The 25945-nt window shown below is 37.2% G+C and carries 21 protein-coding genes and 3 tRNA genes; 4 read left to right on the top strand and 20 right to left on the bottom strand.

The window, feature by feature from the left end; all coding sequences use genetic code 11:
* Positions 1-12: 12 nt before the first annotated feature.
* From porM to AC5YGI_RS06635, 6 genes are all read right to left on the bottom strand, one after another.
* Positions 13-1605 carry a type IX secretion system motor protein PorM/GldM gene (gene porM / locus AC5YGI_RS06660; RefSeq protein ID WP_110009509.1) on the bottom strand — a complete coding sequence of 531 codons (1593 nt, stop codon included), beginning with the start codon at positions 1603-1605 and terminating at the stop codon, positions 13-15.
* 52 nt (positions 1606-1657) lie between these two features.
* Positions 1658-2350, bottom strand: coding sequence for a type IX secretion system motor protein PorL/GldL (gene porL / locus AC5YGI_RS06655; RefSeq protein ID WP_137904895.1), 693 nt, complete (start codon positions 2348-2350; stop codon positions 1658-1660).
* A gap of 60 nt (positions 2351-2410) precedes the next feature.
* On the bottom strand, positions 2411-3832 hold the full coding sequence (gene porK, locus AC5YGI_RS06650; RefSeq protein ID WP_110009511.1) for a T9SS ring complex lipoprotein PorK/GldK: 1422 nt from the start codon (positions 3830-3832) through the stop codon (positions 2411-2413).
* 108 nt (positions 3833-3940) lie between these two features.
* Positions 3941-5794, bottom strand: a complete 1854-nt coding sequence (glmS, locus tag AC5YGI_RS06645) for a glutamine--fructose-6-phosphate transaminase (isomerizing) (protein ID WP_110009512.1) — start codon at positions 5792-5794, stop codon at positions 3941-3943.
* Between the two features lie 30 nt (positions 5795-5824).
* The gene (locus AC5YGI_RS06640) at positions 5825-7474 is read right to left on the bottom strand and encodes a DUF4270 family protein (RefSeq protein ID WP_330745366.1); all 1650 of its coding nucleotides are present in this window, start codon (positions 7472-7474) and stop codon (positions 5825-5827) included.
* Positions 7475-7488: 14 nt separating this feature from the next.
* Positions 7489-8259, bottom strand: a complete 771-nt coding sequence (locus AC5YGI_RS06635) for a glycogen/starch synthase (RefSeq protein ID WP_110009514.1) — start codon at positions 8257-8259, stop codon at positions 7489-7491.
* A gap of 170 nt (positions 8260-8429) precedes the next feature.
* On the opposite strand from AC5YGI_RS06635, the gene panC reads away from it, so the two are divergent.
* Entirely contained in the window at positions 8430-9278 is an 849-nt protein-coding gene (gene panC, locus AC5YGI_RS06630; protein ID WP_330745365.1) for a pantoate--beta-alanine ligase, read from the top strand.
* A 181-nt stretch (positions 9279-9459) separates the two neighbouring features.
* On the opposite strand, the gene AC5YGI_RS06625 is transcribed toward panC, so the two are convergent.
* From AC5YGI_RS06625 to AC5YGI_RS06615, 3 genes are all read right to left on the bottom strand, one after another.
* A tRNA-Lys gene (locus AC5YGI_RS06625) sits at positions 9460-9532 on the bottom strand.
* 55 nt (positions 9533-9587) lie between these two features.
* Positions 9588-9670 (bottom strand) — tRNA-Leu (locus tag AC5YGI_RS06620).
* Between the two features lie 35 nt (positions 9671-9705).
* Positions 9706-9778: transfer RNA gene (locus AC5YGI_RS06615), tRNA-Lys, on the bottom strand.
* Positions 9779-9893: 115 nt separating this feature from the next.
* On the opposite strand from AC5YGI_RS06615, the gene AC5YGI_RS06610 reads away from it, so the two are divergent.
* Entirely contained in the window at positions 9894-10409 is a 516-nt protein-coding gene (locus AC5YGI_RS06610; protein ID WP_047428102.1) for a shikimate kinase, read from the top strand.
* A gap of 18 nt (positions 10410-10427) precedes the next feature.
* Here AC5YGI_RS06610 and AC5YGI_RS06605 read toward each other — a convergent pair whose 3' ends face one another.
* Positions 10428-10865 (bottom strand): RNA-binding S4 domain-containing protein, encoded by a 438-nt coding sequence (locus AC5YGI_RS06605; RefSeq protein ID WP_202843448.1) that lies wholly within the window; start codon positions 10863-10865, stop codon positions 10428-10430.
* A 55-nt stretch (positions 10866-10920) separates the two neighbouring features.
* On the opposite strand from AC5YGI_RS06605, the gene AC5YGI_RS06600 reads away from it, so the two are divergent.
* Positions 10921-11691, top strand: a complete 771-nt coding sequence (locus AC5YGI_RS06600; RefSeq protein WP_330745364.1) for a hypothetical protein — start codon at positions 10921-10923, stop codon at positions 11689-11691.
* Positions 11692-11758: 67 nt separating this feature from the next.
* Here AC5YGI_RS06600 and AC5YGI_RS06595 read toward each other — a convergent pair whose 3' ends face one another.
* From AC5YGI_RS06595 to AC5YGI_RS06575, 5 genes are all read right to left on the bottom strand, one after another.
* The gene (locus tag AC5YGI_RS06595; protein WP_330745363.1) at positions 11759-13276 is read right to left on the bottom strand and encodes an FMN-binding glutamate synthase family protein; all 1518 of its coding nucleotides are present in this window, start codon (positions 13274-13276) and stop codon (positions 11759-11761) included.
* A gap of 54 nt (positions 13277-13330) precedes the next feature.
* A complete protein-coding gene (gene mtaB, locus AC5YGI_RS06590) occupies positions 13331-14677 on the bottom strand; it encodes a tRNA (N(6)-L-threonylcarbamoyladenosine(37)-C(2))-methylthiotransferase MtaB (protein ID WP_496167850.1) in 1347 nt (448 codons plus the stop codon).
* Positions 14678-14743: 66 nt separating this feature from the next.
* Positions 14744-15334, bottom strand: a complete 591-nt coding sequence (locus AC5YGI_RS06585) for a DUF1572 family protein (protein WP_496167849.1) — start codon at positions 15332-15334, stop codon at positions 14744-14746.
* 84 nt (positions 15335-15418) lie between these two features.
* Entirely contained in the window at positions 15419-17521 is a 2103-nt protein-coding gene (locus tag AC5YGI_RS06580) for an FIDD domain-containing protein (protein ID WP_496167848.1), read from the bottom strand.
* 193 nt (positions 17522-17714) lie between these two features.
* Entirely contained in the window at positions 17715-18512 is a 798-nt protein-coding gene (locus AC5YGI_RS06575) for a hypothetical protein (RefSeq protein ID WP_330745360.1), read from the bottom strand.
* Between the two features lie 203 nt (positions 18513-18715).
* Between AC5YGI_RS06575 and glgP the strand changes: the two genes are divergently transcribed.
* Positions 18716-20380, top strand: a complete 1665-nt coding sequence (gene glgP / locus AC5YGI_RS06570; RefSeq protein WP_496167847.1) for an alpha-glucan family phosphorylase — start codon at positions 18716-18718, stop codon at positions 20378-20380.
* A gap of 2 nt (positions 20381-20382) precedes the next feature.
* Here the strand turns inward: glgP and AC5YGI_RS06565 are convergent, their stop codons facing one another.
* The 5 genes from AC5YGI_RS06565 to AC5YGI_RS06545 form a co-directional block, all read right to left on the bottom strand.
* Positions 20383-21501 (bottom strand): formylglycine-generating enzyme family protein, encoded by a 1119-nt coding sequence (locus AC5YGI_RS06565; protein WP_496167846.1) that lies wholly within the window; start codon positions 21499-21501, stop codon positions 20383-20385.
* Between the two features lie 22 nt (positions 21502-21523).
* Positions 21524-23125 (bottom strand): sulfatase, encoded by a 1602-nt coding sequence (locus AC5YGI_RS06560; protein WP_496167845.1) that lies wholly within the window; start codon positions 23123-23125, stop codon positions 21524-21526.
* 18 nt (positions 23126-23143) lie between these two features.
* A complete protein-coding gene (locus AC5YGI_RS06555; RefSeq protein ID WP_496167843.1) occupies positions 23144-24739 on the bottom strand; it encodes a sulfatase in 1596 nt (531 codons plus the stop codon).
* A 428-nt stretch (positions 24740-25167) separates the two neighbouring features.
* Complete coding sequence (locus AC5YGI_RS06550; protein ID WP_330745354.1) at positions 25168-25353, bottom strand: DUF6496 domain-containing protein; 186 nt, start codon at positions 25351-25353, stop codon at positions 25168-25170.
* A 14-nt stretch (positions 25354-25367) separates the two neighbouring features.
* A complete protein-coding gene (locus tag AC5YGI_RS06545) occupies positions 25368-25841 on the bottom strand; it encodes a hypothetical protein (RefSeq protein ID WP_062675487.1) in 474 nt (157 codons plus the stop codon).
* Positions 25842-25945 lie beyond the last annotated feature (104 nt).

The following is a 25945-nucleotide window of genomic DNA, read 5'->3' as shown; positions in this document are numbered from 1 at the left end:
TACAAATTAACCTTATTGAACATTAATAATTACAGGTGAAATTTCCTTAAGTCTCTGGTTACCCAATCCTGTAGCCGTAGCCTGAATATCATAAATCTGAACTACATCACCAGGTCTAAGGTTTCTAAGCATACCTTCTGCTCCTGATAGTGAGCTACCTTGAATCAGAGTACCTGCTTTTCCTGGAAGCTTAATAATAAAGCTGTTAACAGTGAATGAAACAGGGAAGTCAAAGTCTGGTAAAGTAGCAGAAACAATCTGGTTAGGAATAGAACCTACCGGCATAAAGTTTACAGCTTTACCTCTGATCTGACCTTGTGGTCTAGGGATATTCTTAATTCTGTATTCAAATACCTGAGAAACTGTTTTACCATATGGATCTGTTCCTGATAATGTCAACTTCACTACATTTCCTGTTGTAGGAGTAACATTCCATTTACCCTGACCTGTACTCTTCACAGTAGCTCCTGCTGCAGATAATGAAAGTTTAGAATTGTCAGCACCTAAGATTGATCCTGAAACAGGGTTCTCAAGTCCTCTATACATAACGTTCATTTTATCGGCAGAAAGCAATAATCCTTTTTCAAGTTTTACTTCTCTTGGTCCTGCAATTACATTATAAGTATGTGTCCAAGGGAAAGACTGAGGTTTCCCTGAAGCATCTGTTAATGTAATCGTACCACCTAATTTATGTTCACCAATTCCAGAACCTGAAATTTGCATAACACCTTTACCGTTTTCTACTCTGCTTACTCCAGAGATGCTGATCTTGTTACTGTTAGAATAAGTTCCCAACATTACTTTTACTTCAGCCTGTTTTCCTGCCTGGATATCTACCGGACCTGAAACAATAGGCTCATAGCTTGAGAATTTGATATTCGCATCTACTTTTTCCTGAAGTAAAAGTGCCAATGCATCAGACTGAACATTTCTGGCATCATTTTGGATAATTTCCAAATTAGATATTGCAGCGATTAGCGGCTGATGGTAAAATTTATTCTGGAACCAGGTCTTCTCATTGGGAGATGTTCCTTTAGGATACTCCGCAATAAGAGACTTATTGGCTCTGGCTACTAAATCCTGTAACTGGGCATTGCTTCCGAAAGTAGCGTTGATGTAGTTTCTTACATCATCAATTTTAGCTTTCAGATCCAGTGCATTCTTTGATGGAGTATTTTCATCTCCTTCCTTAAAGAAATATTCAGTAGTCGCTTCATTATTGTTAAGTGCAGCAAAGTTTTCACTTACATCAATATCTTTTCCTGTTTGGGGATCTTTATCGTGAAACTCAGATTGTTTTTTCAACAAATCTTTAACATCCTGAGCAGATTTCACCAATGCATCAATTTTGGTTTTCAGTACTTTGTACTGAGCCCAAGGCTGTGCGTAGGTATCAGGAACTTGCTGAGCTTTAGCTTCCAACGTTCTTTCAAAGATCTTCTCGTTCTTTCTTTCTGTTAAAGTTCTGGTTTCATTCAATGCTCTGGTAGAGTCATAGTATGATCTGATGATTTCTGCATCAATATTTAGGGCCATCATCGCGATGAACACCAAATACATCAGGTTGATCATCTTCTGACGAGGGGTCTGTTTTCCTTGTGCCATTCTCTTTTCTTTGTTTTTTTGATTAAGTAGTTAATTTAGAAATGGTTAGGAATTAAGACTTCATAGCAGTTAGCATACCACCATAAACTCTATTTAAGTTATTAAGATTAGATGTTAAACCTTGTAGCTCTTGGTTGAATTTTTCAGACTGCTCTGCAGATTTCTGCATATCAGCAACATACTTGTTAGCAAATTCAGATTGTCTCTTACCGCTTTCAAGCTGCATTGCATAAAGTGCATTCATACTTTCCATATGCTGAGCTGCTTTATTCAACTGGTCGTTATATTTATGAGTAGAAGCAGATACGTCAACAGTCTGATTGATCTGATCAACAGAGTTTGAGAATTTATCAATTCCTGTTCTTAATCTTTCAAATAATTGAACGTCTAATCTGGCATCTTCAAGCATTTTATCCAATTTGCTGGAAAGAGAATTTTCCAATTCAGCAAATTGAGCGCTTGTATTTTTAGTTGTTACATTAGAATGTAAAGGATTTGGATTCGCATGTTTATCTAATAACTCAGGATAAACATTTTCCCAGGCATAAGACTCTTCAGTTTTTGGAGGGTCAAATGCAAAGATGATAAAGATAATAGCCTCAGTAATAAGTCCTACAGTAAGAGCCATGTTACCGTTAATAGGTCCTAAGGTAATGTGAGTAATTTTAAGCCAAGCTCCAAGAATTACAATTGCAGCACCGAATGAATAAAAGAAATTCATCCAAGCATCTTTAGTCTTAAACATATTGAGTTAGTTTTTTTAATGTTAAATAAAATTGTTATTGAAAAATAATTGTCTGATTCGTTATCTGTTAACTCTTCTTGGTTTAACGGCTGCTTCAGGAATGTCCTGTACAGTTCTGAATCCGATATAGCTTCTTGCGGAATCTTTTCTTTCCCAATCTCTGGCACCTGTCATCAGTGCATATCCTATATCTTTCCAAGATCCACCTCTTACGGATTTCTTCGTATCCTTTTTATCCTTAGTAGAAGGATTTAATGTAGAAGTGAATCCAGCTGAAGAGTTGTTAAAAGAAGATAATGTCCATTCAGAAACGTTTCCAGCCATATCAAATAACCCAAACCCATTTTTCTTAAATTTCTTAACTGGAGCTGTATATGTATAAGTACCTTTTTTCTCGTCTTCCATGTAGTTACCTCTCTTAGGCTTGAAGTTCGCAAGGTAGCAACCTCTGTCATCCATTAAATATGGACCACCCCAAGGGTAAGTAGCATTTTGCATACCACCTCTGGCAGCATATTCCCATTCAGTTTCTGTTGGAAGACGGAATACTAATGGTTTTTGTTTTTTTCTTTTTAAACTTTCGTTGTAATCTGATTTCAATTTAGATCTGAAGTTACAATAAGCCCTTGCCTGATCCCAGGTAACCCCGACAACAGGATAGTCTTTATAAGCCTTATGCCAGAAATACTGTTCAAACAATGGCTCATTGTAAGCAAAGTGGAAATCTTTTACCCAAACTGTAGTATCAGGATAGATTGCGATACTTTCACTTTTCAGGTAGTTAGCTCCTCTTTCGTTATCTGCAACAGCAGCGTCCATATCTCCCCAACGGTAAGTATATTTCAGCTTACTAACATCTAAAATTCTTTCGTTTCCAATTCTTGAAGAAGAAGGCAGATACATAGATTCTAAAACTTCTGCGTATTCTACATCCGGATATTTTGATGTGCTCCAGTGTAAAGGGATTTTCCAATCTAATCTTTTGCTGGCATCATAGCTTCCATCTTCACGGCCTCCCTGGCCTTCCATATATTCTTGATAAGGTGTTAAATTTTCTTCTTTTTTAGCAAGGTATGCGTAATCTCCTATGCTTGCTCCTTTACGTCCGCCTTCATCACCACCTTCTCCGGCAGCTTCAGCTAGTAAAGTTCTTGCGATAGAGTCTCTTACATAATTGATAAATACTCTGTACTCCGCATTGGTAGTTTCTGCTTCATCCATGAAGAAAGAAGAAACAGTAACTGTCTTCAATGATGCTTTTTCAGGCGTATTTGTCGGATCCTGGTCTGCTAAACCAGCAACAAACGAACCTGCAGGAATTGCAACCATTCCGTATGGTCTTTCCGCAACAAATGATTTAGTTTTTTCTCTTGGTATCAATTCTCCTTTTGTTCCTGGCTTCCCTACAGAAGAGCTGCCACCACCTGAACAAGATACCGATGCTACCGACGCAGACAATAATAAAAGAAATATCCTTTTCATGTTAATTTTTATAATTAAGCCGTAAATATATAATTTTTTTAAGAAACTTTTAAGATTTTTTTTGAAATAACGGAAGAAATCTAAATTTATTTTATTTACAACAACTTTTTATTCCACGGTAACAGATTTTGCAAGGTTTCTCGGTTGATCTACGTTGGCTCCTCTATATACTGCAATATAATAAGCAAGCAGTTGAAGAGGTACGGAAGCAACGATTGGAGAGAAACATTCTGAAGTTTCAGGGATTTCGATAACATAATCTGCCATTTCGCTCACCTGACGGTCTCCTTTATTTACTACAGCGATAATTTTACCTTTTCTCGCTTTAATTTCCTGAACGTTACTCACAATTTTATCATAGTGGCCTTTTCTAGGCGCTATAATTACAATCGGCATGTTTTCGTCGATCAGGGCAATCGGACCGTGCTTCATTTCTGCAGCCGGGTATCCTTCTGCATGGATATAAGAAATTTCTTTTAATTTTAATGCTCCTTCCAGGGCTGCAGGATAATTGTATCCTCTTCCCAGGTAAAGGAAATTGGTAGCTTTCACAAAATCTTTTGCAATATTCTGCGTAAGCTCGTGAGTGGTATTGAGCACATCTTCAATTTTCTTAGGAATAGCATCAAGCTCAGCAATTAAGCTCATAAATTCTGCATTTCCCAGGTTTCCGTTGTGTTTTCCTAATTTAAAGGCAATTAAAGTAAGAATGGTAAGCTGTGCTGTAAATGCTTTGGTAGAAGCAACCCCGATTTCCGGACCAGCATGGGTATAAGAACCAGCATCTGTAATTCTTGCAATTGAAGAATCTACAACATTACATATACCATATATAAATGCACCTTTTTCTTTTGCTAATTTTAAGGCAGCCATTGTATCAGCAGTTTCTCCGGACTGAGAAATAGCAATTACCACATCTTTATCTGTAATGATCGGGTTTCTGTATCTGAACTCTGATGCATATTCTACTTCAACAGGGATTCTTGCATATTCTTCAATCAGATATTCTCCGATAAGACCTGCATGCCATGAAGTACCACAGGCAATGATAATAATCCTGTTGGCATTTTTGAATTTCTCAACATGATCCCAGATTCCTGCCATTTTAATAACTCCTTCATCTACAAGAAGTCTACCTCTCATTGTATCGTGTACAGATTTAGGCTGCTCGAAAATTTCTTTAAGCATGAAATGCTCGTATCCTCCTTTTTCAATCTGTTCAAGGCTTAATTTAAGCTCCTGAATTTCAGGCTCAATTTTAGAGTTTTCATTGATGGTTCTGATATCTACTCCGTTTTCAAGAGAGATCGTTGCCATATGTCCTTCTTCAAGATAAATAGCTTCTTTTGTAAATTCTACGAATGGAGAAGCATCAGAAGCGATAAAATATTCTTTATCACCGATTCCGATTGCAAGAGGAGAACCTAATCTTCCTACGACCAATACCCCCGGATAATCTTCATGAAGTACAGTAATGGCATATGCTCCATATACTTCATTCAATGCATATCTCACTGCTGTAGGGAAATCAATTTCAGGATTAAGATCCATAAAATACTGGATAAGGTTTACCAATACTTCAGTATCTGTCTCTGATTTGAAAGTGAATCCTTTTTCAGTAAGCATTGTTTTAATGGTATCATAGTTTTCAATAATACCATTGTGTACAATTGCGATTTTCCCGTTGTTTGACAAGTGCGGATGGGAGTTTCTGTCACTTGGAACTCCATGGGTTGCCCAACGGGTGTGTCCCATTCCAATTTTAGACTTTCCTTTTAGCTCTTTGGAAATATTCACCAAATCCTCCACTTTGCCTTTTGTTTTTTCTACTTCCAGCTTGTTATCTGAACCTTCTAAAACAATTCCGGCACTGTCATACCCTCTATATTCCAATCTTCTAAGACCATTAATTACAATTTCATAAGCGTCTTGAAATCCTGTATATCCTACTATTCCGCACATATTTTATTTTGTATAGTGTTGTTTGTTGTTCTATTTTTTCGTTCCGTAAGTCACCAATAACTGGATTCTCTTCGGATTCGTATTGGTTTTATCTACTCCTGTAAGAATAATTCTGTTCATATCAAATGCTCTTGTTGTATTACGAACTCCTAAAAGGGTTCCTGTAGCATTGGCAGCAAATGTTCCTGCACTGATTATTAAAGGTTTATTAACAACCAGCTGTTCAGTTCCATCTACTGTTTCTTTCTTACCTTCTACAAGATCCTTAACTGTTTTTGTTACAACAAAATCATAATAACCTGGCTCAGGTTTATCTTTAAAATAATATAATCCAAGCCCGTTGGTAAGATCTGAAGTAAACGCCAGTTTTTTGTAATCAATTTTACCACCAGCATCTAATGTATTGGTTAAAAGTGAAAATCTGCGGTCTTCAGTAGAACCTGTATTTTTCCACGTTGCAGCATCAAGATAGATTCTGATTTTAGCACTTACAATACCTGCTTTATCTTTAACAAAAATATCCTTAAGCTTTGCAATCGTCTCATCTTTAATCTTAACTACCACAGAAGGTCCTCCCATTCCCTGAACAAAAAGTCTTTCATCTCCTTCAGCAGGGTTACTTGCAGCTAATGCAGCCGCAAAAGATGATCCGGATCTGCTATATTCATACAGACCGAGGTGAGCATTAGAACCTCCTAAGTTGAAATTAAGGGTTGTCTGTGGCCTTGTTGTTGTTCCGTTCTCTGTTTTATCATATTTATAATACATGATAAGCTGCAAATCATTAGGAGAGAACTGGTAAAGATATTTATCCGTTTCATCCACAGAAATTTTTATTCCTTTAAAATATCTGATGAAGTTGGAAGCATCCTGAAGTTCAGGCTTACCTTTTTTATCAAGAATATGAGTCTGGAAAAAATCCGTATTACTCAGCTTCATTCTGAATCCTAAGTTTCCGGTAAATACAACTGAGTTGTCAGATTTTTTAGTGATAGATGTAGAACTTATAGTACCGTCAAATACTCCTGATCCTAACAGTTCACCAGTACTTATTGTTTTATTGGAACGTTTGAAACTGTCATCATTTGCATCGATGAACGTGGTTACTTCATGTACATTGATTTTCATCGATTTTGAACCTGTTGTTTTACCGTATTTACGAACAGGATACGTTTTCTTTTCAATGGAAACTGCTGTAGCAACTCCATCTACCGGGAAATCAGTTTTCTCAAGTGTTTTTGTTTTTAATGAATCGCCTTCAAAGAAGTAGGTATTCGCAGCAGTATTAGCAGGTGGTCTCACTACAAGAACTACAGAATCTACTTTTGGATTGGCTCCGTTAAAGTCATAATTATCCACCGGCATTCTCAGCTGAGTAACATAAGAAGCTTTCTGCATTCCAAACTGGCTTTCAGTAAATGCTCCAAGAACACCTACATAGGAAGCCGCACCAGATTCGCTTACCGCACTGATCAATCTGGCAGCATCACTTCTGATTGAATCGTTGTTACTATAATTGTATGCGATAACGGGATATGCAATTTCATTACCTTGTGCTGCATCATCATTAAACAACTGCTCGCCAAGAGAATCCGGGTCCGGTTCACAGTTATGAAGGAATGTACTTCCGAAAAACGCCATCAAAAGTATGGCGAAGGTCCTTTTAAGATTATGAGTCATTAAAAATGTGTTTTTTAATAAAGTTGATTTATTGAATCTATGTCCAGATACTCTGATTTTTGGGTAGCAGTTTCATTGAAAGCCTTATCCAGGTCTTCATCCAGAAACTCGTCACCTTTCACAACGGCATCTACATAGTTCATACTTTCGATAACAAAACTTTTAATCGTTGGGTTATCTAACGCTTTTAATCCTGAAATATTATCAAACTGCAGTTTTTCGTCAATCTTTTTATCCAGGTCGGCATCTTTCTCGTTGTAAAGAGAAAGTATGATTTTCGCGTCTTTGAAATACGTATCTGATTCGTAGTACGTTTTAAGATAAATTGGAACAAAAGAAGACATCCATCCATTTAAATGGATAACATCCGGCACCCAGTTTAGTTTCTTAATGGTTTCAATAACTCCTCTTGCAAAGAAAATAGCTCTTTCGTCATTGTCTTCAAAAGGGTTTCCTTCATCGTCGAAATAATATTGTTTTCTTTTGAAGTATTCTTCATTGTCAATAAAGTAAACCTGAAGTCTTTCCCCCGGAAGAGACGCTACTTTAATGATCAGAGGCTGGTCCAGATCATTGATAATAATATTCATCCCTGAAAGACGGATTACTTCATGAAGCTGGAATTTTCTCTCACTTATTTGTCCAAATCTTGGCATAAAAACTCTTACATCATTGCCTTCTTGGTGCATCTTAAGTGCCATTTTGTTTACCACTGCAGCCATATTTGTATCTTCCTGATATGGATACATCTCTGTAGTAATGTACAGTATTTTTTGATTCGGCATAAACTTTCTATCTAATTTTTGTAAAAATGCTTTAATGTGCAAAATTACAAAAAAACATCCAACATTATTTTAATTAACATTTTTTTACGAAAATTCCCTTTTCAAATTATTAAAACCACATATTATTATGCGATATTTTTAGTATTTTTGAAATAGTATTAAAATAAACTATGGAAGTTCTAAAAAACAGAAAAGTCCTTCAGGATTTCATTGAAAGACAGAAAGAAATGGGAAAAAGAATTGGCTTTGCCCCTACCATGGGTGCCCTGCACAAAGGCCATCTTTCTCTGTATGAAGAGGCAAGAAAGGAAAATGATCTTGTTATTTCTTCGATTTTTGTAAATCCAACTCAATTTAACAATCCTGAAGATCTTGAAAAATATCCAAGAGACGTCAACAGAGATATACTTATTCTTCAGAATTCTGGTCTTGTAGATGCAGTGTATATTCCGGAGGTAGCAGATATTTACCCTGAGAAAGCAGAAAGCCAGCGATATGATTTTGACGGACTGGAAAATGAGATGGAAGGAAAATCAAGACCGGGCCATTTTGATGGTGTAGGAACTGTTGTAGAAGAACTTTTCAGACAGGTAAAGCCTGATAATGCTTATTTTGGTGAAAAAGATTTCCAGCAGCTTGCTATTATTAAAAAAATGGTAGAGAAAAAGCATCTTCCAGTTAAAATAACCGGAGTTCCTATTTACAGGGCAGAAAACGGACTGGCGCTAAGCTCAAGAAATCAAAGGCTTCATGAAGACCGGAGAGAAGCTTCTAAAGTAATTTATGAGACTTTAAAAAAAGTAAACGACTGGTTCAGAACTGTTACGATTCCGGAAATCAAGGAAAGAGTAGCTGATATTTTTGATGACCAGCAGGGAATGAAACTGGAATATTTCCTGATTGCTGATGAAAAAACATTACAGGAGACTGATTTTTTCTATAAAGACAGAAGCTTCAGAGCATTTATTGTAGTGGTAGTAGATGGTGTAAGATTAATTGACAATATGCATCTGGATTAATCTTTCCGGATTTAAATATCAGATCCCTGACTTAGTTGGGGATTTTTTTATTGAATAAAGTAAGGCTAACACCATTCACAACCTTGATTCATACAAAAATCAAAGGCCTCCTGAAGGAAGCCTTTGAAACACCAAATCACAAAATATTAATATGAAAAAAATTTACTTTTCAGTAAACTTGTGACCCGGCTGGGATTCGAACCCAGGACCCATACATTAAAAGTGTATTGCTCTACCAGCTGAGCTACCGAGTCGGCCACAATTAAAATGAAATAAATTTCAATATTAATTATAAAATTTTCTTTGCAGTGCCTGCGACTGGACTCGAACCAGCACATCCTTAGGAAACCACCCCCTCAAGATGGCGTGTCTACCAATTCCACCACGCAGGCAATAAAATCACAAATTAAGTAATTATTATTGCTAGTGACCCGGCTGGGATTCGAACCCAGGACCCATACATTAAAAGTGTATTGCTCTACCAGCTGAGCTACCGAGTCGGCCACTTGTGCAACAAGTTTTCATTTAAGTAATGTCCCTTGTTTTAAGTGGTGCAAAGATATGACTTTTTTCTTTATCTCAAAACTTTTTCGCAAATTTGTTTAAAAAAAATTCATGGTAATTTCATTGATCGGATACATGGGAAGTGGCAAATCGCACATTTCCAAAATATTAAGCGAAAAAATCGATTTTAAATTAATTGACCTCGATAAAGAGATTTCCAGAAGAAATAAATTAACCATCCCTGAAATTTTCGAGAAAAAGGGAGAGATTTACTTTAGAAAACTGGAAAGGGAGGCACTTGAAGAGATATTGGCTTCTGAAGAAAATGTAGTTTTAAGTCTGGGCGGAGGAACCCCGGTATATTATAATAACATGGAGATCATTAATCACAACTCCAAGAGCGTTTTTTTAAGAACCGGAGTGGGAACACTGGTGGAAAGACTTTCAAAACAGAAAGAAAAAAGGCCGCTGATTGCCAATATATCAGATGAAGACCTGCCGGAATTTATTGCCAAACATTTATTTGAAAGAAATCAGTTTTACAGCAAAGCACAATTCACTGTCGGGACAGATTCCAGAGAACCGGAAGACATCGTTAACGAAATAATAGAAAAGCTCTATCTCTAGAGCTTTTTTATTTTTATACTAATCTTCATCCTCACCTTCACCTCCGGTCTCACCAAAGAAATCATCCCAGTCTGTAAAATCGGAGTCGATATCATTGCCTACATATTCATCCATTTCTCTTCTGTCTTTTTTGGTAGGTCTTCCCTCTCCTTTGTTTCTGTAATAGTCCTGTGACATTTTACGAAGTTTCAGCAATTCGTATTGCTCTTTATCTGTGACGTCCTGAATGTGAAGAGGCACCAGCTTGGCTCCAATTCTGCTTTTAGGAATCTGAATTACCTTTATTTTATAATCAATCTGATTCTTACGGATTTTGATCGTATCTCCTTCTTTTACCTCTTTAGACGACTTTACGGCAGACGTTCCTATAGAAACTCTGTTCTTTTTAATCTCCTCTGCTGCAATACTTCTCGTCTTATAAAAACGAATGCTCCATAAAAATTTATCTATTCTCATATTTTTTTATACTTTTGCCGTTATATTATTTGTAAAGTAATTAAAGTTTTTTGAAATGAAAAAAATATTTTTATATATCCTTGCAGGATCTTTGTGTTTTTCTGCTTGTAAGAAAGATGATGATGTATCAACCTATGTAGAGCCGGAAGATGTTGCTACGCAAAATACGTATGATGATCAGGCCATTAAGAAATTCATGGATGAGAATTATCTGGATGCACAGGGTAATATAAAAGCTTTCAGTTCTACAGATACTGCGGATGATACTGAAAAGAAGCTTTCTGAACTGAGTCCCATAACACTACCTTCAGGAACCATTTACATTGTCAGAAGCGGAGCTCAGCCTACACCTGCTGATTCTGCAAAAACCATCGGAGATACTGATATTATTAAAATCATGGGAAGAGCATACTCTTACCTGGCAGTTAATTCTGACGGAAACACTTCATTTACATCAAAAGCTGCTTTCTTAAATACTATTGACGGAACAGGTGTTCCTGTTATTGATCCTACATATTATTATGTAAAAAGATCAATACTGGAAGCTGGTACTACTGATGCTGCAAAAAAAGCAAAATATTATCAAATCCCTGGGTTCAGAGAAGCTTTACAGAAATTTAAAGCATTTAATAATCTGAAAAATGAGACTCCTTATAACTTACAAGGAGTAATCATTGTTCCTTCCAGAGCTGCTTTTGCAAGAAACCCCCATTATCCATATTTAAATACCTCTTACAGAAATAAATCTTTTGTATTCAACTTTCAGATTTATGGACGAGAGGACAGACCAAGTGATGACAAACAAACACAGGAACAACAGCAATAAAATAAAAAATAATTATATAAAAAAACACCGTTATTCAAACGGTGTTTTTTTATGATGTAAACTGTAATTACGGTCTTGCTTTCTGTTTTACATTTCCTAAGATATCAGGGAAATAAAGGTCTGCAAGGTGATCAAACTCATCGCCTCTCATAAACATGGTGGCATCTACTTCTTCATAAGAGCTTCTTCCTGCAGCAGCAATTAATTCATTACAGGTATGGAGTGTATTTTTGTGGAAGTGATATACTCTTTCTGCCTTATCTGTTACATCCAATCCTTTAATAAGCATTTTATCCTGTGTAGCAACTCCTGTAGGGCAATTGTTGGAGTTACATCTCAAGGCCTGGATGCATCCTAAAGAGAACATAAACCCTCTGGCATTGTTACACATATCTGCTCCCATAGCAATGGCTCTCAGAATATCAAGACTGGTAAGAACTTTACCGCTGGCAATCACTCTTAATTTGCTTCTCAGGTTATAATTATTAAGGGTTCTGTTCACAAATATCAGAGCAGGCTCCAATGGCATCCCTACTCCATCTGAAAACTCCGGTGGTGCAGCTCCTGTTCCTCCTTCTGCTCCGTCTATAGTAATAAAGTCAGGATAAATTTTCAGAACATTCATCTGTACACAGATATCTTCAAATTCTTTGGTATCACCGATACAAAGTTTAAAACCAACCGGCTTTCCTCCGGAAAGGTCTCTTAATTGCTGTACAAACCTCAACAATCCGGCTGCATCAGAAAAAGCGCTGTGTGAGGGTGGTGAAATAACAGTCATTCCCGGTGTGACATGACGAATCGCTGCAATTTCCGGTGTATTTTTTACTCCCGGAAGCACTCCCCCATGTCCTGGTTTTGCTCCCTGTGATAATTTGATTTCAATCATTTTCACATTAGGAAGAGTGGAATATTTTGTAAATAATTCAGGATTGAATTTTCCCTCGCCGTCTCGACATCCGAAATACCCTGTTCCGATCTGCCAGCAAAGATCTCCTCCTTCCAGGTGATAAGGTGAAATCCCTCCTTCCCCTGTATTATGATAGAAGTTTCCTTTTTTTGCGCCTCTATTCAGTGAAATCTGTGCTCTGTCACTCAAGGCCCCGAAACTCATTGCTGAGATGTTAAATAAAGAAGCATGATAAGGCTGTGTACATTGTTCTCCTCCAACCCATACTCTCGGAAGTTCTTCTGATGGTGATTTTGCATAAATAGAATGCTTGATCCCTTCATACTTTCTGTGATTTACTTCCAGCTGCGTACCAAAAGCTACCGTATCGCTTAAATTTTTTGCACGTCTGTATACTGCAGAACGCTGGTTTCTTGGAAATGGCTTCCCATCTGTTTCCCTTTCAATAAAGTATTGCTGCATTTCGGGTGAAATACTTTCGAAAAAATACCTGAAGTATCCCAATACAGGAAAGTTCCTCAAAATAGCATGTTTCGATTGGTAAGCATTGTAAACACCCAATGCATAAATTGCGGATAACAGCGTAGGTATCCAATAATGCGCTCTGATCAGTATTGCTATAATCCATGTAGCAGCTACTAATACAATTCCCCAAGATAAAAACTTATCTCTCATGAATGTAGTATTTAAAAGTTTAAAAATAAATTTAGTAGAATTTTAGCAAAGAGCCTACGCTTTTGCTAAAAAATTTTGGTAAGAAGATTGCACAGAAACCGTGCCATCTGACAGGATTTTTTCTAAATTTAGAAATTCAATTTGATTTACGGATGCAGGATCATAGTCTTTCTGGACTCTCACATAGTTTTCTGTGAAGCCGAACATTTTCCCGTCTTTATTTTCGTGCTCCCAAAGAACAGGCAGCGTTTTTCCCAATTGGGTCTGATAAAATGCCATTTTCTTCTTTTCAGAAAGAATTCTCAGCATTTTATTACGTTTTTTTCTTTCCGCTACGGGAACTACTCCGTCCATAGCAGCAGCTTCCGTATTTTCTCTTTCAGAATAGGTAAATACGTGAAGGTAAGTGATAGGAAGTTCATTAAGGAAATTATAGGTTTCCATAAATCTTTCTTCTGTTTCTCCCGGGAATCCTACAATAACATCTACTCCGATAGCTGCATCAGGCATTACCTCGCGGATCTTGTTTACTCTGTCGTTATACAGTTTGGTCAGGTAACGACGTTTCATCTTTTTCAAGAGATCATCGCTTCCGGATTGTAACGGGATGTGAAAATGCGGAACAAAGCTTTTGCTTTTAGAAACAAGTTCAATACTTTCATCTTTCAAAAGATTAGGTTCGATGGAAGATATACGTATTCTTTCTATTCCTTCTACTTTATCCAGCTCTGAAATAAGATCAAGAAAGGTATGTTCGTGTTTTTTATTTCCAAATTCCCCTTTACCGTAATCACCAATATTTACTCCTGTAAGAACAATTTCTTTGATGTCTTTTGCCGCGATTTCCGTGGCGTTTCTGAGAACATTTTCGATCGTATCAGAACGTGAAATTCCTCTGGCTAATGGAATGGTACAGTAAGTACATTTGTAATCACAGCCATCCTGTACTTTCAGAAAAGCTCTGGTTCTGTCTCCTATAGAATAACTTCCGATAAAGAAATCGGTTTCTTCAATTTCACATGAGTGAACTACACCTTCACTTTCAGATTTCTCCAAATCGTCAAGGTAGCTCAGAATATTGAATTTTTCTTTTGCTCCTAAAACCAGGTCAACTCCTTCAATCTGTGAAATTTCTTCAGGTTTTAACTGTGCATAACATCCAACAATTACCACCAGTCCTTCCGGATTGGCTTTCATTGCTCTTTTCACGTGAAGTTTACATTCACGGTCAGCATTTTCTGTCACCGAACAGGTATTGATAACATAGACATTGGCTTTTTCATCAAAACTTACCTTCTCATAACCTGCATCTGTTAATTGACGGGCAATAGTAGATGTTTCTGCAAAATTTAATTTGCAGCCCAGTGTATGAAACGCGGCAGTTCTGTGAAAAGTAGACATTTGTTACTCCTGAATTTTATGGGTGCAAAGATAGTAATTTTAATAAGAACTCAAGATTGATTCAATCTATTGTTTATATTCATCTCTTACTTCGGAGCTGTTTTGAAAGCAGACGGGCGACGAATTGGGTGCCGAATCCTGACCTGAAAATTTGGTTTTCATTTCTGTATTAAATTCCTGAGACCGGTTTCTGGCAATAGAAAGTGTATTCCAATTTTCATTCTTTATCATTTTAGCGATATAAACAATCTGACCAATATGGTAAGGATAATGAGCCAATTGACGAAGAACTGCATCAATAACCGGATGTGCTTCTCCCCTGATATATGTTGTTGAGTAGAGATTTTCCTCGTTTATTTTATCAAGAGCATCAAAAAAGCATTCCCAACCCTGTTCCCAAAAATCAAGAACCTGTTGTTTAGTAGTAAAAGTATTGACAAATTCTTCGTCACGGTTACGCCAGGATTTCTCACCATCTTCGGTAAGGAAATTAGTCCATCGTGAAAGCATATTTCCTGCAAGATGTTTCACAATCACAGCAATAGAATTACTTTCTTCATTATACTGCCAGAACATCTGCTCATCTGTTAACTGTTCAAAGGTTTTATCACCAAGCGATTTATAATACTCAAAGCGTTTTACAAACAGGTCTTTCATTCTTTCTATTTTATTTCCTAATTTAATAACTTTTAAAACTAAAAACCACCTCAATTGAAGTGGTTTTTTCTATCTGTTTTATTATTATTCTCTGTTTTTCACCAGAACCCAGCCTGTATATTTAATGGCCGTATTCTTTTTATCATTTTCATTCCATGTGATAGAATACCAGTATGTACCTGTAGGTACTCTTCTTCCACCTTGGGTTCCATCCCATTTGTAGCCGTTGGATCGGTCTGCCTGGAAGATTTTATTTCCATAACGGTCAAAAACATTCATGATCAGATTTTGTTTCCCGGCCAGGGCTGAATAATCAATCATATCATTGATTCCATCTGCATTAGGAGTTATCACGTTGATCAAATTAGGGACAACAATTCCAATTTCTATCGGATCACAGTCATAAGCATCTTTTACATATACTTTATGATCTCCTCTGGAAAGGTTACTGAAAACATTGGAATCCTGCCAGATGATATTATCAATTGAATATTTATAAGCAGGAGTTCCACCTATTACGGATACTGTGATTGTGTTGTTCGAAATATCAATCCCGGAAACAACCGGCTGCTCGGAAGGAAGCACTTTTACCGTTTGTGTTGTCACACATTCTCCTGTTTTAAGTTTTACCCAATATACTCCTATTCCTGCCTTAATGGTTTGTGTAGTAGCTCCTGTACTCCACTCATAACTTTTAAATCCGGGTCCTGCATCCAGCGTAGTCTGGTCTTCTGCACAAATAGTCACATCTTTAAGTTTATCAGAATAGACAGGCGGAATAACGATCAAAGTAACTTTAGCCACATTATAACAACCCTGAGCATTAGAAACCCTTATGTACACAAAACCATTGGGTGCAATGTAATTATTAGGATTCAGGATTTCATTGGTCTGATTAACAGCATCTGTCAATGAAGGATAATATTTTTTTGTCGGATTGGTCTGCCCGGTTACTGAAGCATTGACAAGATTGAAAGAAGCGGTGGCTGGGCTGGATTCGATGAAGCACGATCTCAAAGTTGTTTCATTCACGACTACAACGGGATAAAATTTCAACGTAATCTGTGCCACTGCAGTACAGCCAAATTCCGATATTACTTTTACGTAAATAATCCCTTCTGCAGACACAAATGCCATTGGGTTGGTAATCTCGTTGGTTCCGGCATTGAGATCCGCCATTGTAGGATAATATTTCTTAGTAACATTAGGGTTTGCAATAACATTTGCCGTGGTTAAATCAAATAAAGCTGTCCCTGCATTATTATTGTTACACTGGGTCAACGTTGCGTTTGTAGCTGTGATGGAACCATTTTTAAATTTAAATGTTCCAACCTGCTTACATTTGTTGAGCGGATTAGATGCATTAGCCGGATCGGTATAATTGATACTGTAATAATAGACCGTTGTTGTATTGACTGTAATAGGAGCTGTAATAGGGTTATTCCCCGTTAAGGCATCATTCTGACTCAGATGATAACTTACTCCAAAGTTTTGATTTCCATTAAGAATTCCGGAGGATAATGTAGAAAAATCAAATAAAGCTGTAACAGAGCATATTACCACTTCCCGTGGGTCTGCAGGATTCGCTGCAGGAATGCCCGGAGGAATAAATGGCTGGGTCTGAATAGCCGGATCTGTAAATGGTGAAGCCAGTGTGGCAGTTCCTCCCCATGTCAAAGAAAACGGAGCGGTTGTAGAGCTGGTACTGCTTACCCAGTTGTCGATAAACAAATAATAAGTCTGTCCCGGTAAAACATCAAGATATCTGCAATAAGGAGTCAGGGAACCTCCTGCAGCGCTTAGAAGCGTGCTTGTCATATTCAATCCTGTAGCAGGCCCGGGTCCGATAACTGTTGCAGCATTACAACGGATTGGTGATCCTAAATTTCCACAGTTTACATTAGGACCAAAAATCGCCCAGTCATAATCGGCATCAGGATTATTCGGGACAAGGTCGAAGGTAAGTGTACCTCCTGTAGCGATTGTAATTTTATACCAGATTGAGTTGTGTTCTCCCGTAAAATCTATACAGCTTCCGGAGTTGACCAATTCCTTAATATTACCATATCCGGTAGGGCTATATGTGATATTTGAGTTTCCGCAAACGGAAAGTGCAGTAGCACAGTCAGCCTGGGCATAGAAAGTATGAGAGAGACATAGAAGTATGAAAAGTAAAAGTTTCCTCATAGATTTAATGTTTTTATGGTTATATCAGTTACACATTGCATTGATAATCAATACACATCAAATATAACCTTATTTTAATTAAAAACAATAAAATCTAAACAATTTTAAACTATTACAAATTAAAACATAGAATAATTTAAAATAATCCACATTATATCAAATTATACAGCAAATAATCAAATATACATCCTATTTATTTTATACTTGTAATATTTCCACAAAGATTTTCCAGGTGAAATATTTTATGGAAAGGGCTTTTTACTTCTTTCAGATGTTCCTTATCCTGAATGAAGGTATATCTTGAGGCAATAGAATTCATATCGGAAACAATCACCAGCCAGCATTCATCTACTGAGGTGTCATAATAAGGGAATTTTTCGTTCTTCTTTTCAATAAGTTCCAGAATCTTTTCGGAGCACAGTTCATCAAATAAATTCATGCTGTACTCATGGGTGATAAAGACATTTCTGCGGTGAAAAGATTTCCTCAGACTTTTTACACAGCCTACAGGCTTATTTTTTTTAATGCTTTTATAAATACTGATAACGTTTTCCTGTTGTACTTCCAGATTATCAAATTTGGTTGCCGGGTGGAATTCCAAAAAATAAACACCACGATATTTCGTAGTGTCTTCCTGTTCTAATACTATTTCTGCCTGACGGAACATCTTGTTTAAAGTGCTTTCCACTTTTTTCATTTCCAGATGGTTGATTACTTCGGTCAGTTCTATTCCGATTTTTTTGTCGTTCAGTTTGGCGATAAAGTCCGGACTCTCGCAGGTAAGGTTTTCAAATTTCACTTCGGGAAAATGATGCATAAAAGAGTTGAGAAGAAGAATCTCGGATTTCTTTCTGTATTTTTCACGGTCGTGCAGCGGAGATTCGTCTATGGTACGGTGATACTTCTCTATGGGCTTTTTTTTCAAATGCCTGTTCAGGTAATATAAACTCAGATTCTTGATCAGATCTTCATCAGAAAATGTCTTTTTCATGTGTGATTTTTTTATTTAATTAAAGAACACATGCAGCCATTGGCTTTCATCATTAAAAGTTTTTGATAATCAAAAATTTACACTCTTAAAGATAAGCAAAAAAATAATTCAACACTTAGTTTTTAATTAATTTATCGATTAATTAATGTAAAGTTTATTTTCATAATTAATACCTTTGCCTTTTTAAACACAAACCCACATTTATGGATTTCAGGAATTTCAGAATACCTTACACGATTAATCCTCAATATTCAAAAAAAGCCGTTTATTTCTCAATGGAATTTGCTCTTGAGCAGGTACTTAAAATATATTCTGGAGGACTTGGCTTTCTGGCAGGATCTCATATGAGAAGTGCCTATAACTTTAAGCAGGATCTTATTGGAATCGGTATCCTATGGAAATTTGGTTATTATGACCAGGCAAGAAACCACGATCAGACTTTACAACCTGTATGGACGAGAAAGATGTACAGTTTTCTTGAGGATACAGGAATAAAATTTCAAATCGAAATCCACAGTGCTCCGGTTTGGGTAAAAGTATGGTACCTTGATCCCGAAATCTTCAATACGGCACCCATGTTTTTCCTTTCTACAGATGTTCCGGAAAATGATCATGTTTCCAAAACAATCTGTCACAAATTGTATGATGCGAATGAATCTACAAAACTTGCTCAATATATTTTATTGGGGAAAGGAGGAGCCAAGCTACTGGATGAAATGAACATTGAGAGAGAAGTTTACCATCTTAACGAAGCCCATGGGCTTCCGGCAGCTTTTTATCTCCTGAGAAAATATAACGGAGATCTGAATAAAGTTAAAGAAAAACTGGTTTTCACCACTCACACTCCTGAAGAAGCAGGTAATGAAAAGCACAGCTTCAGATTATGTTACGACATGTCCTATTTTTCAGGATACAGCATGGAAGAAGTGAAAAAGATTGAAGGATCTGATGATGACCGTTTCAATCATTCTCTATGTGCATTGAGAATGGCAAGAATGGCCAATGGGGTTTCCCAGCTTCATGGGGTTGTTTCCAGAGCCATGTGGAATAAATATCCGGGAATCTGTGAAATCACGTCTATCACCAATGCTCAGGAATTTAAATACTGGTCTGATAAGCCTTTATACAATGCAAAAGATGAAAACGACGCAACCGTTTTTGATTTCCGTAAGAAATATCTGAAGAAAAAACTGTTCAGCATTGTTGCAGATCAGACAGGAAATTTATTTAATCCTAATGTCTTTACCATGGTCTGGGCCAGAAGATTTGCCGGCTACAAGAGGGCAGAACTTCTTCTCCATGACAAAGAAAGATTCTACAGACTTCTGAACAACCCAAAATATCCGGTACAGATTATCTGGGCAGGAAAACCTTACCCAATGGACTACTCTGCTATTTCTACGTTCAACACGCTGGTAGAAGAAAGTAAAAATCATAAAAATATGGCTGTTCTTACGGGTTATGAACTTTCTTTAAGCAAGTCTTTAAAACAGGGTTCTGATGTATGGCTTAATAACCCAAGGGTTCCAAGGGAAGCTTCAGGAACTTCCGGTATGACGGCTGCCATGAACGGATCTGTCAATTTATCTACAGATGACGGCTGGATCCCGGAATTTGCCAAACATGGAGAAAACTCCTTCGTAGTGCCCAAAGCAGATTATCTGAATATGAGTATTTACGAACAGGATAATTATGATTTAAATAAGTTGTATGAAATTCTTGAAAATGAAATTCTTCCCACCTATTACGACCGTCCTGATGAATGGAGAAAAATCCAGCACAATGCAATGGATGATGTGAAAGATCATTTCAACAGTGACAGAATGGCGGATGAATACTACAGAATCCTCTATAATAATCAAAAATAGAATTAATGAGCAATGTCTTGAACACACCTGAATCCGGTATGTTCAAGACTTGTATCAGGACTGCTTTTCATACGCCGGGCAACCCTGTATCCACTGCAGTAGCTATCATTGCATAAAAAACTCCCTCCACGAAGACTGCGTTTAACACTATAAGGTTCCTGAGGATCATAAGATCTGTCAGCGCCCTGAGGATTTAAAACCAGTCTGCCTTCCAGTTTTTGATAGTAATCATAATTGTATAAATCGCTGCACCATTCCCAAACATTTCCAGCCATATCATACAATCCATATCCATTGGCTTTAAATGATTCTACAGGGGCAAGGGTACCATAGCCGTCTTTCTTTTCATTAAAGTACGGAAACTTTCCTTCCCAGCTGTTTGCTTTAGGGATCCCTTTATTGATGGGTTCATTGCCCCATGGATAGATATTATTTTTTAATCCACCCCGTGCTGCAAATTCCCATTCTGCTTCTGTGGGCAAACGTTTACCTGACCATTTACAATAGGCCTGCGCATCATCCCAGCTTATATGCACTACCGGATAATTGTCTTTTCCTTCAATATTGCTTGCCGGCCCCTGCGGATGTTTCCAGCTCGCACCTTTTACCCATTTCCACCATTGGCTGAAATCATTCAGATTCACAGGCTTGGTTGTCGGTTTAAACACCAATGAAGCAGCTACCAACAAACTATCCGGAGGTTTTGGAGTACCCTTGGGCAGATTCTTTTTTAATTCGTTCCAATCTGGTTTCCGTTCTGCTGTTGTAATATAGCCTGTAGCATTTACAAATTTACAGAACTGGGCATTCGTTACTTCCGTTATATCCATATAAAACGGAGAAACCTTTACTCTGTGTTTAGGGTATTCGTCTGGATCAGCCTGGCTGTTATCACCTCCCATATCAAATTCTCCTCCAGGAATTAATACCATTCCTTCCAGAGAAATTTTTCCATTAAAACTGACATGAGAAGAATCCAAAGTATTCCATCGTTTTGGTACATTCATGCAAGTGTGTCCTGGCTTATTTCCCACAGGTTCCACAATTTTATTTTTATGACAGGAACTTACAAAACTTAATATTCCTGTACAAATCATCATCTTTATGAGGGTAAACATCATTTTTGTCTGAATATTTACAGTTTTATGATTTCGGTTTACTGTATCTCCATCCTTTTTTCAACTGTAAGGAAAGTTGACCGACTAATTTCTTGGATGACACTTCTTCAGCAATATTTACATTTTCATCAGGATCATTTTTATGGTCGTAAAGTTCTCTGGCCAGATAATCTCCGGGCTTTTCAGTCTCTTTATTCCATTCGAACCATTCTACATACCGGTACCGGTCGGTACGGATAGCATATCCCATTCTTTCTACATTTTGCACACCTCTCGTTTTTACTCCGAATCTTCCTAATAAAAACTGGCTGTAGGCTGCTGTTTTCCACTTACGTTCAGGATCCGAAAGCAAAGGTTTTATACTGGTTCCCTGGAGATAATCGGGAATTTTTATTCCGCTCATATCACATAAAGTAGGGTAAATATCCACAAACTCCGTTAAAGCATTGCTGGATTTCCCTTTTGCTTTTACTCCTGCCCCGCTGATAATAAGCGGTACTCTGGTATCAATCTCGTAGTTGCTCTGTTTGCACCAGCTGTTATGCTCTCCCAGTTTCCAGCCATGGTCTCCCCACAATACAATAATCGTATTTTCACTCAGTCCTGATTCATCAAGAGCTTTTAACAACCTTCCTATCTGGGCGTCTGTATAAGAGACAGACGCATAATATGCATGGAGAAGTTCTCTTTGCTTTTCCACATCATAGGGCTTTTCCGATGGTAAAGGCAGGTCTGATCTGTCTGTATAAGCTCTCAGTTCACTGTCACCATGTACGGCAAATTCCGGAGCATTTTCAGGCATGAATTGATTTTTCGCAAGCGGTATGTCGTTTCTGTTATACAAATCCCAGTATTTTTTAGGAGCGTTAAATGGCAAATGCGGACGGTAATAACCTACTGAAAAAAAGAAAGGTTTATCTTTTCCTTTTAATTCTTTCAGCTTTTGAATGGCCATGGTTGTTTGCGCTCCGTCATAATAGGCATCATCATCAACGTCGGCCATTTCAACAGAATTGGCCTTTGTATAGATAAATCCATAAGCATCCGGTTTTCCTTTTCCTATTTTCTGAAGGGCAAGTTCCTTTTCTTTCTGAATCAGCTTGTTTTTCTCCAGTTGATACACAGCATCAGGATCGAAGGGATATCCGTTTACATGAAGTTCTTCATTCCAGGATTTACCATCAGGTAAAGTGTTATGAAAGGTTTTTCCGATTCCTACGGTATAATACCCGTTATTTTTGAATACCTGCGGAAGAGTGATCACATCCGGCAGGTTTTTCCTGAAATCTGTCTGAAGATCCCATACACGAACAGAATCCGGTCTCAAACCAGTCAGAAGGCTTGCCCTCGAAGGGTTACATACAGCCTGCTGGCAGTATGCTCTATTAAAAACGACTCCTCTTGCTGCAAGCTTGTCCATATTAGGCGTTTTTATAACTGTGTTTCCATAGCAGCCCATTTCAGGTCTTAAATCATCAATAGGAATAAACAGGATATTGGGTCTTGTTTGCCTGATAGTGGTCCTTTTTGGTTTAGGATTGGCTTTATTGAAATTTTCACCTCTTACCGCTATGCAGTTACAAATCGATATAATGAATAGTATTTTTAAAAAATTGAAATTCTTCATGAGATATACATTTTCTTTTTATTGATAAGACTTAGTTGTCATCAGCTTATTTCTCACTTCCTTCCATCCTTTTTTACGCTGTTCAGAAAGCTTGTCAAGGATGTCTTTATTTTCGGGATACACTGCAATATTGAAATTTTCTTTCGGATCTGAGGTAAGATTATAAAGTTCCCGTGCTACAAGTTCTCCCGGCTTTTGGGTTACTTTATCCCAGTAGTACCACTCTATCAGGTGATAATTTTTAGTCACCATTGAATATCCCATATAATTTTTTTTATTAAGATCTATTCCTTCTCCTTCCGGACGCAGAAACTGGCTGAATACGGCTCCTTTCCATTCCACGCTATTTTCATTGAGAAGTTTTTTAAAGCTCGTTCCTTGCAGATAAGAAGGAGTTTCTATTCCTGCGAGATCACACAGGGTAGGATAAAGATCTACCAACTCTACCAATTCATTGCTCTTACTTCCCGGATTTTTCATTCCAGGTGCATATACAATAAGAGGAACACGGGTATCATTTAAATAATTAGTCTGCTTTCCCCAGGCGTTATGCTCCCCCAGTTTCCAGCCATGGTCGCCCCATAATACAATAATGGTATTATCTATTAATTTTTGTTTTTCAAGCTCATCTACAAGTCTTCCGATACAGGCATCAACATAACTTACAGAAGCATAATACCCATGTTTGAGCATTCTGGCTTCTTTTTCCGGCATTCTGAAGTAGGCAGGATGTTTTACGTATTCCAGGTCATAGCAAGCAGTCATCTCTCTTTGGTTATACATGGCCATACTTGGTGCGTTGAACGGAATAAAGCTGTTATCCGCTATTGGTATTTCCATAGGATTATAAAGATCCCAGTATTTTTTGGGAGCTACAAAGGGTAAATGCGGTCTGAAGTACCCCAATGCCAGGAAGAAAGGTTTCTTTTTATTTTTAATACGGTTGATCGTCTCAATGGCAAGCGATGTCTGAGCTCCGTCATACAATGAATCATCAGGGCAGTTTGCGGCTTCTACAGAACGTCCATATGCCCAGCCGTTACCATATCTTTTAGGATCTTTGGCCAATCTTTCCAATCTTTTGGCAGCAAGCTCAGTTTTAAGTTCACCACTGAAATAAAAAGATTCGGGATCCCTGTCTATCATATTTTTAACGGCATATCCTTCAGGACGGAGATCCGGTTCCCGGAAAGAGATGGAATCAGGCATATGATTATGAAAAATCTTTCCGATAGATACTGTATGATAATTGAATTTTTCGAACTGCTGTGGAATTGTGACGACATCAGGATGTATTTTACGAAATTCTTCTCCCAGCACCCACACTTTTGTGGAATCCGGCCTTAAACCTGTTAAGGCACTTGCTCTTGAAGGAGCACAAACAGCCACCTGACAATAGGCATTGGTGAATGTTGTACCTCTTTGTGCCAGCTTATCAATATTAGGTGTTTTAATGATTGAATTACCATAAACTCCCAGTTCCGGTCTCAGGTCATCAACGACAATAAAAATTACATTGAGTTTGGATTTTTTGGGGGATTGTCCTGCAATTACAGTAAATGATAAAATCAATAGGAGAATATAAACTGATTTTAAAGTTGAAACTCTGACCATATCAATTGGTTTTTAAAATCAGCCTTGTAAGAATGTGAGTTGCATTGCAACATTAAAGGAAAGATCCCCAAGGCTGTTATTGATTAATATTGAAAAAAGAAAAACTTTAAACATCCACGAAACATTACGAATTCTTTTTCATCATTTGTGTTTTGTTTGAAATAAGATCTAATAAGTTATGAATGTGATGCGAATTTGCAACAAAAAAGCACAAATTCTTGCAAAGTAAGCTACATCACAAATACACCAAATATACAAATCACACATTTACAGCATTTTACAAACAACAAAATCAAGACATAAAAAAATCACGGCTTAGAAAAGCAAATCACTTGATTTTCATATACTCCATTTATCTCACTTCATCTCGAAATTCCGAATCAGATAAAAAAAATCCGGAAAGTTGATCTTTCCGGATGATGAATTACTTATTTTTTCTTTTTTGATGGTACTTTCATACCTTTTTCCCGTGCTTCAGAAATACCGATGGCTACGGCTTGTTTTCTGCTTGTCACTTTCTTTCCGGAAGAAGACTTTAATTTCCCTTCCTTGAATTCGTGCATTACTTTTCCTACTTTGTCCTGAGCTTTTTCTGAATATTTAGTCTTGCTCATGATCAGATTTTTTTTTAAGATTTTGGCAGGGATACCCCTAATTCATAAACACAGGCATGTTTCAAATATTTTGAACGCTCTCTCGATGTTACCGATTCAAAATGATCATTTTTGATCACAATAATCGGGTCTTCCGCATTTTCAATCTCAAAATTGGCTAAATATCTTTCATCCGGTGGAGATTGTTGCAGTTTTGCTTTTATTTTCTGCAGCTCATCTGCATATTTTCTAAATCCCGGATCTGAGGAATGGATAAATTTATACTCATCGCCTGCATACACATAGTAATGAATTTTTTTCTCTATCAACCCCGCCTCATCAGTAATTTCGGGATTATCATTTCCGTCTCTAAAAACTACTTCCACCAATGTTCCTCCTTTTTTATGAGCACATTCTTCAGCGTCTTTAAAACTGGAAAAACCTGTATAAACAATCTGATCGTTTAATACATAACGGTTCAGTTTCTGGTTGTATGCATTCGTTTCCATAATTATTATTTGATTTGATTATAAGGTATGATATTCAATTTTTTTGCCAAAAAGCTTATTTGAAAAGCTTTTTTATACATTTAATAAAATTATTATCTTTGAAA

It is taken from the genome of Chryseobacterium sp. CS3K3.1, from assembly GCF_059515165.1.
The sequence above is the reverse complement of the archived record's forward strand: the minus strand, read 5'-3'. Positions and strand labels throughout refer to the sequence as shown.